The sequence below is a fragment of the Streptomyces sp. JK94 genome (assembly GCF_053613315.1).
Window position 1 is genome coordinate 313301 of sequence record NZ_JBSICH010000001.1, and the last position, 13584, is coordinate 326884.

The 13584-nt window shown below is 73.9% G+C and carries 13 protein-coding genes and 1 pseudogene; 9 read left to right on the forward strand and 5 right to left on the reverse strand.

Features of this window, described 5'->3' with window-relative positions; translation table 11 throughout:
• A pseudogene (locus ACVV2G_RS01480) lies at positions 1–624 on the reverse strand (MFS transporter); the annotation flags it as partial.
• Between the two features lie 165 nt (positions 625–789).
• Between ACVV2G_RS01480 and ACVV2G_RS01485 the strand changes: the two are divergent.
• The 6 genes from ACVV2G_RS01485 (at position 790) to ACVV2G_RS01510 (ending at position 5917) form a co-directional block, all read left to right on the forward strand.
• Positions 790–1560, forward strand: a complete 771-nt coding sequence (locus tag ACVV2G_RS01485) for a helix-turn-helix transcriptional regulator (RefSeq protein WP_453840686.1) — start codon at positions 790–792, stop codon at positions 1558–1560.
• A gap of 200 nt (positions 1561–1760) precedes the next feature.
• Positions 1761–1928: a hypothetical protein gene (locus ACVV2G_RS01490; protein WP_453840687.1), complete on the forward strand. Its 168-nt coding sequence runs from the start codon at positions 1761–1763 to the stop codon at positions 1926–1928.
• A 325-nt stretch (positions 1929–2253) separates the two neighbouring features.
• Positions 2254–3609, forward strand: a complete 1356-nt coding sequence (locus ACVV2G_RS01495) for an MFS transporter (RefSeq protein WP_453840688.1) — start codon at positions 2254–2256, stop codon at positions 3607–3609.
• Positions 3610–4108: 499 nt separating this feature from the next.
• Positions 4109–4795, forward strand: coding sequence for an ATP synthase subunit B family protein (locus ACVV2G_RS01500; RefSeq protein ID WP_453840689.1), 687 nt, complete (start codon positions 4109–4111; stop codon positions 4793–4795).
• Positions 4796–4802: 7 nt separating this feature from the next.
• Complete coding sequence (locus ACVV2G_RS01505) at positions 4803–5237, forward strand: phage holin family protein (RefSeq protein WP_453840690.1); 435 nt, start codon at positions 4803–4805, stop codon at positions 5235–5237.
• On the forward strand, positions 5213–5917 hold the full coding sequence (locus ACVV2G_RS01510) for a DUF3618 domain-containing protein (RefSeq protein WP_453840691.1): 705 nt from the start codon (positions 5213–5215) through the stop codon (positions 5915–5917). The genes ACVV2G_RS01505 and ACVV2G_RS01510 overlap by 25 nt, the downstream gene beginning before the upstream one ends.
• 269 nt (positions 5918–6186) lie before the next feature.
• Here ACVV2G_RS01510 and ACVV2G_RS01515 read toward each other — a convergent pair whose 3' ends face one another.
• Complete coding sequence (locus ACVV2G_RS01515; RefSeq protein WP_453840692.1) at positions 6187–7548, reverse strand: glutamine synthetase family protein; 1362 nt, start codon at positions 7546–7548, stop codon at positions 6187–6189.
• A 276-nt stretch (positions 7549–7824) separates the two neighbouring features.
• On the opposite strand from ACVV2G_RS01515, the gene ACVV2G_RS01520 reads away from it, so the two are divergent.
• The gene (locus tag ACVV2G_RS01520) at positions 7825–8493 is read left to right on the forward strand and encodes a thioredoxin-like domain-containing protein (RefSeq protein ID WP_453840693.1); all 669 of its coding nucleotides are present in this window, start codon (positions 7825–7827) and stop codon (positions 8491–8493) included.
• Positions 8490–9116 (forward strand): DUF305 domain-containing protein, encoded by a 627-nt coding sequence (locus ACVV2G_RS01525; protein ID WP_453840694.1) that lies wholly within the window; start codon positions 8490–8492, stop codon positions 9114–9116. The genes ACVV2G_RS01520 and ACVV2G_RS01525 overlap by 4 nt, the downstream gene beginning before the upstream one ends.
• A gap of 133 nt (positions 9117–9249) precedes the next feature.
• Here ACVV2G_RS01525 and ACVV2G_RS01530 read toward each other — a convergent pair whose 3' ends face one another.
• The 3 genes from ACVV2G_RS01530 to ACVV2G_RS01540 all read right to left on the reverse strand — a co-directional run bounded on the left by ACVV2G_RS01530 (position 9250) and on the right by ACVV2G_RS01540 (position 10352).
• Positions 9250–9696, reverse strand: coding sequence for a VOC family protein (locus ACVV2G_RS01530; RefSeq protein WP_453840695.1), 447 nt, complete (start codon positions 9694–9696; stop codon positions 9250–9252).
• Positions 9697–9837: 141 nt separating this feature from the next.
• A complete protein-coding gene (locus tag ACVV2G_RS01535; RefSeq protein ID WP_453840696.1) occupies positions 9838–10092 on the reverse strand; it encodes a Txe/YoeB family addiction module toxin in 255 nt (84 codons plus the stop codon).
• Positions 10089–10352 (reverse strand): type II toxin-antitoxin system Phd/YefM family antitoxin, encoded by a 264-nt coding sequence (locus ACVV2G_RS01540; protein ID WP_053129810.1) that lies wholly within the window; start codon positions 10350–10352, stop codon positions 10089–10091. The genes ACVV2G_RS01535 and ACVV2G_RS01540 overlap by 4 nt, the downstream gene beginning before the upstream one ends.
• A 154-nt stretch (positions 10353–10506) precedes the next feature.
• Between ACVV2G_RS01540 and ACVV2G_RS01545 the strand changes: the two genes are divergently transcribed.
• Positions 10507–13512, forward strand: coding sequence for a bifunctional [glutamine synthetase] adenylyltransferase/[glutamine synthetase]-adenylyl-L-tyrosine phosphorylase (locus ACVV2G_RS01545; RefSeq protein ID WP_453840697.1), 3006 nt, complete (start codon positions 10507–10509; stop codon positions 13510–13512).
• Positions 13513–13584: the final 72 nt, after the last annotated feature.

Here is a 13584-nt window from a genome sequence, read left to right on the forward strand (position 1 = left end):
CCCCCGCACTCCGGCGGGGGCGGCCCGGCGCCGGTCCACCGCGTACGCCGCGCCCGCGACCGCCACGCCGAGGACGGCCAGGGCCGCGCCCGCCGTGGCCGGGGACGTGACGCCGAAGCCCGCCGCGAGGGCGAGGCCGCCGATCCAGGCGCCGCCGGCGTTGGCGAGGTTGAAGGCCGCCTGGTTGGCCGAGGAGGCGAGGGAGGGGGCCGCGGCGGCCTTCTCCATCACCATCAGCTGGAGGGGGGACCCGGTGAGGAAGGCGGCCATGCCCAGCAGCGCCACCGCCGCGGCCGACGTGACCTCCGTGCGCATCAGGAGCGGGAAGAGGGCGAGGACCACGACCAGGGAGGCCAGGCCGCCGAAGAGGGTGCCCCGCAGGGAGTGGTCGGCCAGGCGGCCGCCCAGCAGGTTGCCCGCGGTGGCGCCGACGCCGAACAGGGCCAGCAGCAGCGTCACCCCGGCCTCGGCGAAGCCGGCGGCGTCCGTGAGCATCGGGGTGATGTAGCTGTAGGCCGCGAAGAGCGCGCCGAAGCCCGCCACGGTCGTGCCGAGCGCGAGCCAGACGGGCAGGGAGCGCAGGGCGGCCAGTTCGCCGCGGAGCCCCGTGGAGGGGGCCGGCGGTTGGTCGCGGGGCACGTGCCGGAGAGCGCCGAGGCGGTCCGGCGGTGACGGTCCGGCGTTGCCGGTTCTGTGGTGACGGTCCGGCGTTGCCGGCCCGGCGGTGACGGCCCCCGCGGTGTCGGCCCGGGCGTCCGGTGCCGGCCGGCCGCCGGTTAGCCTGAGCGCATGCGCGTCACCAGGGAGCTGCCGGCGCTCGCCGCCGGTGAGGTGGACGTGCCCTTCGTCATCCAGGGGTTCGAGGAGGTCGTCGCCGCCGACACGGCCTGGAACGAACACTCGCACCCCTGGCACGAACTCCTCTGGAACGGACACGGCGCGTCCACGGTCGTGGTGGGGACCCAGGTGTGGTGCGTCACGCCGACCCTGGGGCTGTGGATGCCGGCGGGGCAGCTGCACTCCGCCTCGGCGGTGGCGGGCACTTCCTACCGGGCGCACTTCTTCCGGCACGGCACGGTCTCGGAGCTGCCCGACGTGCCGGTCGCCGTGGACATCACCCCGCTGCTCCGGCTTCTCCTGGAGCGGCTCGAGGAGGCGGACCTGACGGCGCGCTCCCGGGCCGTGACCGAGGCGATGGTTCTCGACGTCCTGCGGCCCTCGTCGCGGGCGCTGCTGGTGCAGTTGCCCACCTCGACGCTGCTGCGGCCGATCGTGGACGCGGTCCGGGCCGACCCCGCCCACCGGCGGACACTGACCGGGTGGGCCTCCGCCCTCGGGTGCAGCGCCCGTACGCTGACCCGCGCCTTCCAGGCCGAGACGGGCACGAGCTTCGCCCGGTGGGTCGCCGCGGTGCGGGCCCAGCACGCCGTGCAGCTCCTCGCCCGCGGCTTCGAGGTCGACGTGGTGGCCGACGTGGTCGGCTACCGCTCGGCGAGTGCCTTCGGGGCCGCCTTCCGGCGGACGACGGGGACGACGCCGGGCAGGTTCCGGGCGCGGTAAGAGGGCGCACGGGTGTCCCGATCGCTACAAAGCCTGTCGAAAAAACTCGATTGATGCGCGTGCGCCGACACCCTAATCTCTGAGCTGAGCCATACCTGACCTCGATGCCGCGCCTGCCGGGCCCCCTCCGCGACCCCTCACTCCACGGTCCCGGACGCGGGCGCCCCGGCAGCGCCGACCGAAAGCGACCACCCGGGCCGATGAGACCTCCCCGCCTTCGTGCGCCCGCCCGCACGGCGACGCTCCCGTCCGGCCCCACCGCCCGCGGCGACAGCGGCGCCCCAGAGGCGGGCCGCCGCGACGACGGCGGCGGCCGGGACGCGGGCCGCCACGACGGCGGCGGCCACGAGGCGGCCGGCACCGGCTGACCTCGCCGTGACACCTCGGCCCGGAGAAGCGCCGGGCCCCGTCGGGTCGTACACGCGTCGTACACGCGACGGAACCCTCCCGGCCCCCGCCCGCCACCCCGGTCCAGTGCCTCGCCGCGCCCCTGCCCCACCCGGCCGGGCGGGGCACGCCCGGCCCGGCGTCCCGCCCACCACCGATCACACCCGGAGCTCCCGACCCGGCGCCTCCGGCCCAGGAACACGGAGTACGGCCATGTCCTCGTCCCATCCGCACCCGCCCGCCGCGGCGCCACGGCACACGAGCGGCACGCACCCGGCGTCCGGACCGGCCGGGAGCCGCTGAACCATGCCTGCGAAGCTCGCCGCGCTGCTGCCCGACCTCGCGCCCTGGCGCTCCTCCCGGGACTTCCGCCTCCTGTGGACCCAGGGCCTGGTCACCTACCTCGGCAGCGTGATGGCCCTGATCGCGCTGCCCCTCCAGATCAAGGAGCTGACCGGCTCGCCCCTCGCGGTGGGTGCGATGGGCGCCGTCGAACTGGTGCCGCTCGTGGTCTTCGGACTGTACGGCGGGGCACTCGCGGACGCGGTGGACCGGCGCAAGGTCATCGTGCTGACCGAGGCGGGACTGGGACTGCTGGCAGGCGTCCTGCTGCTGAACGCGGTGCTGCCGCGGCCCAGTCTGTGGCCGCTGTACGTGGTGGCGGCCGGGGTGGCGGCGCTCGCCGGACTCCAACGGCCCGCACTGGACTCGCTGCTGGCCCGGATCGTCCCGCACGACCAGCTCGCCGCGGCGGCCGCCCTGAACGCCCTGCGCTGGCAGGCCGGCGCGATCGCCGGCCCCGCGGCGGCGGGCCTCGTCGTGGCGTACGCGGGCAACGTCACCGCGTACGCCACCACCGTGGTCTGCTTCTGCGCCTCGGTGCTGATGTGCCGCCGGCTGTCGCCCGTGCCGCCCGTCGAGCACGCGGCCAAGCCGTCCTGGCGCGGTATCGCCGAAGGCGCCCGGTACGCCTGGTCCCGGCCGGTGCTGCTGGGCACGTACTCGATCGACCTGGCGGCGATGTTCTTCGCCTTCCCGAACACCATCTTCCCCTTCCTCGCCGACGAGCTGGACGCCGACTGGTCGCTGGGGCTGATGTACTCGGCGGGCGCCGTCGGTTCGCTGCTGGTCAGCCTGACCAGCGGCTGGGTCTCCCGAACGCAACGGCACGGCCTGCTGGTGGTGTTCGGCGCCACCGGCTGGGGCCTGGCCATGGCGGCGGCGGGCTGGACGTCGCAGGTCTGGCTGGTGCTGGTGTGCCTCGCCCTGGCCGGAGCGGGGGACATGCTGAGCGGACTGGGCCGCATGACCATCTGGAACCAGACCATCCCCGACCGGCTGCGGGGCCGGCTCGCCGGCATCGAGGTGCTCTCGTACAGCATCGGCCCGCAGCTCGGCCAGGTCCGAGCCGGTGCGATGGCGGGCTGGACCGGCGCCCGCCCGGCGATCTGGACCGGCGGACTGGCCTGCGTCGCCGCGGTCGGCATGCTCACCGTCGCACTGCCCAGCCTCCTCGGCTACGACGCCCGGACCGACGAGGACGCCGCTCGCCGCCGCGCCGACGACGGCACCGTCCCCCGCACCCCGGAGGCGGCCGACCGCGCACCGGACGACGCGGGCCCCGCACCTCTCCTCCCCGAAGCGGATGGGGAGAACCGCTGAGACCACCGATGCACGCGGGCACCCCTCGTCGGGTGGAGGGTGCGGGAGGCGGCCCGTAGCGGCGGAGCGGGGCGCGGGGCGCGGGGCCGCGCGCGCAGAACGGCCTTCGTCCGCCCCGTCCTTCACCGACCCCGTCTCTCGTCCGCCTCGTCCTTCATCCGCCTGGTCCTTCGTCCCTCCGCCCGCCGCGGCGTGACGGCAGGAAGTCGCCGACCCGAGCGGCGCGCCCCGGGCTCGGGGTGCCCGGTGACGGAGTGTCCGCGAAAGGTGACGGACGGGCACTTCGGTCACACGGGGCGCACAGGTGATCACTCGCAGCGGCAAGTGCGGGTCAAGTCCGCGCATCCGCTCGGATAATAGGTGGGCAAAACGTGTCATAAGCCACCAAGTGGCCACCCGGAGGGGGACGGACGGTCACGTGAACCCCGGTTTCCGGCGCCCCGCCGGGCCCTGAGGGACACGGGACCGCACGCAGGACATCCGACGAGGAGAACTGCCGATGAGTGAGTCCGTACAGACCGGAACCGGGGCCACCCAGCAGAAGGCGAGGGCAGAGGCGTCCGCCACGGCCGACCAGACCAGGCAGGCCGCGAGCCAGGTGGCGGGAACCGCCGCGGACCAGGCCCGCTCCGTGGTGGGCGAGGCGCGGCAGCAGGCGGGCACGGTCCTGGAGGACCTGCGAAGCCGTGCGATGGACGAGGCGGAGGGACAGACCAAGCGCGCGGCCGGCCAGCTGCGCCAGTGGGCGAGCGATCTCTCGGGTCTGGCCGACCAGGCACGGGACGACTCCCCGGCCCGCAGCCTGGTGACCCACGCGGCCGACCGGGGCGGCCGGGCCGCCGACTACCTGGACGAGCGGGGCGTCGAGGGACTCGTCGGCGACCTGCAGCACTTCGCCCGGCGGCGGCCCGGTGCCTTCCTGGGCGGGGCCCTGTTGGCCGGACTGGCCGTCGGCCGCCTGGCGAAGGCCTCCGGAGGCTCGTCCGGGGCCGACGGATCTGGGCAGGACGGCCGCACCGCGACGGCGGACCGCGGTGCCCTGGGGCCGTCGGCCCAGCAGCAGGTCGTACCGACCGGTCCTCCCGCGATCTCCGGGCAGGGCACCGCCACGCCGCCGCCGTCCGGGCCGCCGACCGTCGGGTCCTCGTGGGACGGCACCCCGGGCCGTGGCCGTCCGGAGGTGTGAGATGGCCATGATCTCTCCCGTCCACGGCACGGGGGCGCACCAGGAGGACCCGGAACCCCCCGAGCAGGACCGGTCCGTGAGCCACCTGCTGTCCGCGGTGACCACGGACCTGCAGCTCCTCTTCCGGCAGGAGGTCGAGCTGGCCAAGGCGGAGGTCAAGGACGAGGCGAGCCGGGCGGGCAAGGCCGCCGGAATGTTCGGCGGCGCCGGCTTCGCGGGCTGCATGGTCCTGCTGTTCCTGTCCCTGGCCGCCGTGCTCGGCCTGGCCAACGTCATCGACGGCGGCTGGGCAGCCCTGATCGTCGCCGTGCTCTGGGGTGTCGCCGCGGCCCTCCTCTACATGAAGGGCCGGGCGCGGATGAAGACCGTGTCGCCGAAGCCGGAGCGAACCGTCGAGACCATGAAGGAGAACGCGGAATGGGCACGTCACCCGACCAAATGAGGGCCGAGATAGAGGCCACCCGCGGCCGGCTGGCCACGGACGTGGACCGGCTCGCCGACCGGACCAGTCCCCGGCGCGTGGCCCGGCGTCGCAAGGCCCGGATGCGCGGCGCGATGTCAGGCGTGCGCGAGCGGGTCATGGGCCCGGCGTCGTCCACGGCGCACGGCGTGCGCGACGGCGCCCAGTCGGCGGCCGGATCGCTCCAGGAGGGCACCGGACGGGCGGCCGAATCGGCCCGCGACGCGGCAAGTCAGGCGGTCGGCACCGCCCGCGACGCGGCCGAGCAGGCGGGACACGCCGTGCAGCAGGCGCCCGGGATGGCCCGCAGCCAGACCCAGGGCAACCCCCTGGCGGCCGGTCTGGTCGCCTTCGGGGTCGGGGTGCTGGCCTCCTCGCTGCTGCCGGCCTCCCGCACCGAGCGGCAGAAGGCCTCGGAGCTGATGCAGAGCGAGGCCCTGGAACCCGTGAAGCAGGCCGCGACCGAGTCCGCGCAGCACCTGAAGGAAGGCGCGAAGGAAGCGACCCAGGAGGCTGCCGCGGAGGTGAAGGACACCGCGGCGCAGGCGGCCCGCACCACCCAGGACGAGGCACGCGGCCAGGGCGGCAAGGTCACCGAGCAGGCCCGCACCTCCGGCCGCAGCCTCGCGGACGAGGCCCGGAACCGTTCCGGGCCCGGCTGAGGACGCCTCCCCGAGAGGAGGGACCCCCGCACACCGGCCGTCGCCGAGCCGGTGTGCGGGGGTCCCGGACGTCCAGCCGGTGCGGACGCGGCGACACAGGCCGACGACCGCCCCCGACGACCGGCGGTCCGGCCCGCCGCGCCCCGTTCGCCGAACCGACACGCGCCCCGGGCAGGGGCCGCCCTCCGGGCCGGGGAACGCCGGGGGAGCACCGGCCGGGGACCCCCCGGCCCGAGCCGACCGTGCGCGCGACACCCCCGACCGGCCCCCTACAGCACCGGCAGCGACTTCCGCAGCTCGAAGGCGGTGACCTGGGAGCGGTACTCCTCCCACTCCTGCCGCTTGTTGCGCAGGAAGAAGTCGAAGACGTGCTCGCCGAGGGTCTCGGCGACCAGGTCGCTGCGTTCCATCAGGGCGAGGGCCTCGCCGAGGTTCTGGGGGAGGGGCTCGATGCCCAGCGCGCGGCGCTCGGCGTCGGACAGGGCCCAGACGTCGTCCTCGGCGCCCGGCGGGAGTTCGTAGCCCTCCTCGATGCCCTTCAGGCCGGCGCCGAGGAGGACGGCGTAGGTCAGGTACGGGTTGGCGCCGGAGTCGATCGAGCGGACCTCGACGCGGGCCGAACCAGTCTTGCCGGGTTTGTACATCGGGACGCGGACCAGCGCCGAGCGGTTGTTGTGGCCCCAGCAGATGTACGACGGGGCCTCACCGCCGGCGCCGGCGGTGCGCTCGCTGCCGCCCCAGATGCGCTTGTAGCTGTTCACCCACTGGTTGGTGACCGCCGAGATCTCCGCCGCGTGCCGCAGCAGGCCCGCGATGAAGGAGCGGCCGACCTTGGAGAGCTGGTACTCGGCGCCGGACTCGTAGAAGGCGTTGCGGTCGCCCTCGAAGAGGGACAGGTGCGAGTGCATGCCCGAGCCCGGGTACTCCGAGAACGGCTTGGGCATGAAGGTGGCCTGGAGCCCCTGCTCCAGCGCGACCTGCTTCATGACCAGGCGGAAGGTCATGATGTTGTCGGCCGTGGAGAGCGCGTCCGCGTAGCGCAGGTCGATCTCCTGCTGGCCGGGGGCGCCCTCGTGGTGGGAGAACTCCACCGAGATGCCCATCGACTCCAGCATGGTGATCGCCTGGCGGCGGAAGTCCATGCCGATGTTCTGCGGGGTGTGGTCGAAGTACCCGGAGTTGTCCGCCGGGGTCGGCACCGTGCCGTCGACGGGCTTGTCCTTCAGCAGGAAGAACTCGATCTCCGGGTGGGTGTAGAAGGTGAAGCCCAGGTCGGAGGTGCGGTTCAGGGCGCGCTTGAGGACGTAGCGCGGGTCGGCGAAGGACGGCGAGCCGTCCGGCATGAGGATGTCGCAGAACATCCGGGCGGTGCCGGGGGCCTCCGCGCGCCAGGGCAGGACCTGGAAGGTCGACGGGTCCGGCTTGGCGATCATGTCGGACTCGTAGACCCGGGCGAAGCCCTCGATCGCCGAGCCGTCGAAGCCGATGCCCTCGTCGAAGGCCTGCTCCAGCTCGGCCGGGGCCACGGCGACGGACTTCAGGAAGCCCAGAACGTCCGTGAACCACAGGCGTACGAACCGGATGTCGCGCTCCTCCAGCGTCCGGATCACGAACTCCTGCTGCTTGTCCATCTTCCGCTTCCCCATCCTTGCTGGTCAGGCCGCCTGTCTCCGGTACGGCGGAAGGCGGCCGCGCACCTGAGCATCACACCACAGCACGGTTTCGTACGCGTTGCGGGCCCCGGCCGGCCCACCGATCCTCACCGCAGGGTAGAGGCCGCGTGTTCGATCGGGCCATTCCGGCGGCCCCGCCGCGACAGATCCTGTGATCTCCCTACGACGGAGCCCTCCTTCGCCCTTACGATCGGCGGACTCCACCGCCCCACCTTTCCCAGAAGGGCACACCCCATGGGTTCCGCCAAGAAGAGCAGCAACACGGCGCGGCAGGCACGTATAGCGGAGATGCGGCGCGCCGAGGAGGCCCGCGACCGCCGCAACCGGATTCTCACGATCGCCGTCAGCGTCGTGGTCGTCGCCGGTCTCGTCGCCGGCGGTGTCGTCCTGGTCCGGTCGCAGTCCGACGACTCCTCCTCCGCCACGGCGTCCGACGGCAAGGCCTCCGGCGAGTTCGTCGCCGGCGCGGACGGGGTGCGGACCTGGAAGGGGACGCTGTCGCGCGACCACGTCACCAAGAAGGTGTCCTACCCCGCCGATCCCCCCGTCGGCGGTGACCACAACCAGGTCTGGATGAACTGCAACGGCGACGTGTACACCAAGCCGCTGAACGACGAGAACGCCGTGCACTCGCTGGAGCACGGCGCCGTCTGGGTGACGTACACCGACCAGGCCCCGAAGGCCGACGTGGAGAAGCTGGCGGCGAAGGTGAAGAAGACGCCGTACACGCTGATGAGCCCCAACGACGGACAGCCGGACCCGATCATGCTGTCCGCCTGGGGGCACCAGCGCACGGTGACGGGCGCCGACGACCCGGACGTGGACGCGTTCTTCGAGAAGTTCGTCCAGGGCGAGCAGACCCCCGAGCCGGGCGCCGCGTGCACCAACGGGCTGTCGCAGTGACACCGAGGAGGGCCGGCTGGACCGCGGGGGCCGCCGCGGCGGTCCTCGTCGCGGCCGGCGCGATCACCTACGCCGTCGCCGGGGACGACGGTGCGGGCCGCGTCCCGGCCGCCGACTCCGCGGACGCCGGGTTCGCGCGGGACATGGCGGTGCACCACCAGCAGGCGGTGGAGATGTCGTACCTCGTGCGCGACCGCACCGAGGACGAGGAGGTGCGGCGGCTCGCGTACGACATCGCGCAGACCCAGGCCAACCAGCGCGGCATGATGATCGGCTGGCTCGACCTGTGGGGCCTGCCGAAGGTGTCGTCCGACCCGCCGATGACCTGGATGGGCATGGGCGACGCGCCCTCGGCCGGGGAGGGTTCGCTGATGCCGGGGATGGCCACCGACGCCGAGATGGAGAAGCTGGCGACGCTCGACGGGAAGCGGGCCGAGGTCCACTACCTCCGGTTGATGACGGAGCACCACCGGGGCGGCGTGCACATGGCCGCGGGGTGCGCCGACAGGTGCACGGTCGGCGTGGAGAAGCGGCTGGCCCGGGGGATGGTGGAGTCGCAGGAGTCGGAGATCCGGCTGATGGCGGACCTGCTGGCGGAGCGGGGCGCGAAGCCGCCGACGTGAGGCGGGCACCGGCGGCCCCGCCCGGTCATCGATGGTGGTGCGGGCGGGCAGGGGGCCGGCGACGGCCGTACGGCTCCCGATCACCAGCCGCCGGCGGGGGCGGGGCCGAGGGAGCCGCACGGCCGTCCCGCGGCTACCCCTGCCGCTTCTGGTCCGCCAGCACCTGGTGCAGCGGCTCCGTCGCCCGGCGCCGGTACTCCTGGACCGACCAGCCGTTGCCGTCCGGGTCCGTGAAGTACATGAACGTGGCGCCGTCGTCCGGCGCGTACTGCACCGGCTCGGAGACCTCCAGGCCGCGCCCCACCAGCTCCGCGTGGGCCGCCTTGATGTCGGCGACGCACAGCTGCAGCCCCTGGTAGGTGCCGGGGGCCGGCGCGGTCTGTCCCTGCGCCATGTCCCAGATGGCGTCGCCGAGGGCGATCGAGCAGCCCGAGCCCGGCGGGGTGAGCTGGACGATGCGCATCCCCGGCATGACCTCCTGGTCGATGTCGACGTGGAAGCCGACCTTGTCACGGTAGAAGTCCCGGGCCCGGTCGATGTCGGTCACGGGCAGCGGGATCACTTCGAGGGTGAAGTCCACGGCATGGCTCCTTCGACTTCCTTGTGAAGTCCTCGGCGGTCACGGTGTCGTTCGGTGGTGCCAGTACCTGCCAGTACGTGCCAGTACCTGCCAGTACGTGCAGGTGCGGGGCGTGCGGGGTGTGCAGTGGGTGCCGGCGCGTCAGTAGTGGTACCGCGCCTGGACGATGATCAGCTCGTCGTCGGCCGGCTTGTAGACCAGGCGGTGCGTGTCGTCGATACGGCGTGACCAGTAGCCCGACAGGTCGCCCTTCAGGGGTTCCGGTTTGCCGATCCCCTTGAACGGGTCACGGGTGATGTCGGTGATCAGTTTGTTGATCCGTTTGATCACCTTCCGGTCGCTCTCGGCCCAGTGGACGTAGTCCTCCCAGCCGTGCGACGTGAAAGCGACTCTCACGCCCGCTCCGCGTCCGGGTCGATCAGGTCACGCCGGCGCGCACCGCCGGCCTCGGCCTCCGCGATCGAGTCGAGCAGACGGCGGGCGTTCTTGGGCGACCGCAGGAGATGCACCGTCTCCGTCCAGGCGGTGAAGTCCTCTTCCGACATGAGCACGGCGTTTCCCTTGCGGGAGGTGATGTGCACCGGGGCGTGGTCCTCGTTGACCTGCTCTATCAGCGGGAAGAGATTCTGACGGGCTTCGCTGGCGGTGATGGACATACCGATGCCTCCCTTCGCGGCTTGTACAAGATATCGTACGAGTCCATGTCCGGCCACCGGAGGCCGAAGCCGGTACGTCCCGGCGCCCGCACGCCGCCGTCCGGTTACGCTCGGGCCGTACGACCTTGATCCGGAGGGCGAGGAGGAGGCCGGGATGACGGCGCCGGGGCGCAGGAGCAGTACCTTCACGCGGCTGCTGCGGCACGGCTTCACCGATGCCTCGGCCGCCGAGCGGCTGCTGGACGGCACGGAACTGGCCGCCGTCCGCGACGACCCGGTCCTGCTGCAGGCACTGGGTGCCACCGCCGACCCGGATCTCGCCCTGAACGGCCTGGTCCGGCTGCTGGAGGCGCAGCCCGGCCCCACCGCCCGCCGGGAGCTGCTGGACACCCTGACAGCCTCCAAACCCCTGCGCGACCGCCTCCTGGGGGTGCTCGGCGCCTCCGAGGCGCTCGCCGACCACCTCGCCCGGCACGCCGGGGACTGGCAGGCCCTGGTCACCTACGAGCCGCGCGACCTGCACCGCGGGGTCGAGGAGTTCGAACACGGCCTCGCCGAGGCCACCGACCCCGTCTCGCTGCGCGTCGCCTACCGGCGCTGCCTGCTGTCCATCGCCGCCCGCGACGTGTGCGGCACCATCGACGTCGCCGAGACCGCCGCCGAACTGGCCGACCTCGCCACCGCCACGCTGCGCGCCGCCCTCGCCCTCGCCGAGGCCGCCGCGCCCGAGGAGGCCGCGCTGTGCCGGCTCGCGGTGATCGCGATGGGCAAGTGCGGGGGCCACGAGCTGAACTACGTCTCCGACGTCGACGTGATCTTCGTGGGCGAGCCGGCGGAGGCCGCCGAGGGGTCCGACGACGAGACCCGGGCGCTGCGGGCCGCGACCTCGCTCGCCTCGCACATGATGCGGATCTGCTCCGAGACGACCGTCGAGGGCTCCATCTGGCCCGTCGACGCCAACCTCCGCCCCGAGGGCCGCAACGGCCCCCTGGTGCGCACCCTCAGCAGCCATGTCGCCTACTACCAGCGCTGGGCCAAGACCTGGGAGTTCCAGGCGCTGCTCAAGGCCCGCCCGGTGGCCGGCGACCGCGGGCTCGGCGCCGACTACGTCGCCGCCCTCCAGCCGCTGGTGTGGCAGGCCGCCGACCGCGAGAACTTCGTCACCGACGTGCAGAAGATGCGCCGCCGGGTGGTGGAGACCATCCCCGTCGCCGAGGTCGACCGGCAGCTCAAGCTGGGCCCGGGCGGTCTCAGGGACGTCGAGTTCGCCGTGCAGCTGCTCCAGCTGGTGCACGGACGGGCGGACACGTCCCTGCGCAGCGGCACGACGCTGGACGCGCTGGAGGCCCTCGCCGCGGGCGGGTACGTGGGCCGGGCCGACGCCGCCCAGCTCGACGAGGCGTACCGCTTCCTGCGCTCCATGGAGCACCGCATCCAGCTCCACCGGCTGCGGCGCACCCACCTCGTGCCCGAGGACGAGGCCGACCTGCGCCGCCTCGGCCGCTCCCTCGGTCTGCGCACCGACCCGGTCACCGGGCTGCTGCGCGCGTGGCGGCGGCACGCCTCCGTGGTGCGCCGACTGCACGAGAAGCTGTTCTACCGGCCGCTGCTCGACGCCGTCGCCCAGCTGGCGCCCGGCGAGGCCCGGCTCAGCGCCGAGGCCGCGCGGGAGCGCCTGGTCGCCCTCGGCTACGCCGACCCGGCCGCCGCGCTACGGCACCTGGAGGCGCTGGCGTCCGGTGTCACCCGCAAGGCCGCCATCCAGCGGACCCTGCTGCCCGTGCTCCTCGGCTGGTTCGCCGACTCCGCCGACCCGGACGCGGGCCTGCTGGGCTTCCGCAAGGTCTCCGACGCCCTCGGCAAGACGCCCTGGTACCTGCGGCTGCTGCGGGACGAGGGCGCGGCGGCCGAGAACCTCGCCCGGGTGCTCTCCGCCGGGCGGCTCGCCCCCGACCTGCTGATGCGGGCGCCCGAGGCCGTCGCGCTGCTCGGTGACGGCGACGGCGGGGGACTGGCGCCGCGCGCGCGGCCCCAGCTGGAGCAGGAGATACTCGCCGCGGTCCGCCGCGCCGACGGGGCGGTGCAGGCGGTCACGGCGGCGCGCGGGGTGCGGCGCCGGGAGCTGTTCCGGACGGCCGCCGCGGACATCGTCGGCTCCTACGGCACCGAGGCGCGGCCCGTCGAGGCCGACCCGGGCGCCCTGGTGGACCGGGTCGGCGGCGCGTTGTCCGACCTGACGGCGGCGACACTGGCGGGAACGCTCCGCGCGGTCGTGCGGGAGGGCTGGGGCGACACCCTGCCGACCCGGTTCGCGATCATCGGCATGGGCCGCTTCGGCGGGCACGAGCTGAGCTACGGCTCGGACGCGGACGTGCTCTTCGTGCACGAGCCGCTGGACGGGGTCGACGAGCGGGAGGCGGGGGACGCCGCCAACAAGGTCGTCTCCGAACTGCGGCGCCTGCTCCAGGTGCCGAGCGCCGACCCGCCGCTGCTGATCGACGCCGACCTGCGTCCGGAGGGCAAGTCGGGGCCGCCGGTGCGGACGCTGAAGTCGTACGAGGCCTACTACCGGCGCTGGTCCCTGGTGTGGGAGCGGCACGCGCTGCTGCGGGCCGAGTGCGTCGCGGGCGACCCGGACCTGGGTCGGCGGTTCGTCGAGCTGGTCGATCCGCTGCGCTACCCGGCCGACGGGCTCGGCGAGGACGCCGTACGGGAGATCCGGCGGCTCAAGGCCCGGATGGAGTCCGAGCGGCTGCCGCGCGGCGCGGACCCCAAGCTGCACGCCAAGCTGGGGCCGGGCGGGCTGTCCGACGTCGAGTGGACCGTGCAGCTCCTCCAGCTGCGGCACGGGCACACGGAGCCGGGCCTGCGGACCACCAGGACGCGCCGCGCCCTGGCAGCCGCCTGCGAGGCCGGGCTCATCTCCGCGGAGAACGCCGGGACGCTCGACGAGGCGTGGGTGCTGGCGTCGCGGGTCCGCAACGCGGTGATGCTGGTGCGCGGCCGGGCCGGGGACACCTTCCCGTCCGACGCGCGCGAGCTGGCGGCGGTGGGCCGCTACCTGGGCCACGGCCCCGGGCACGCGGGCGACATGCTGGACGAGTACCGGCGCACGGCCCGACGGGCACGGGCGGTGGTGGAGGAGCTGTTCTACGCGTGACGGCCCAGCCGGCGGAGGGCGCCGGGGGCGGAACGCCCTCCCCGGAACCGCCGGTGAGGCGGAACGCGGGGC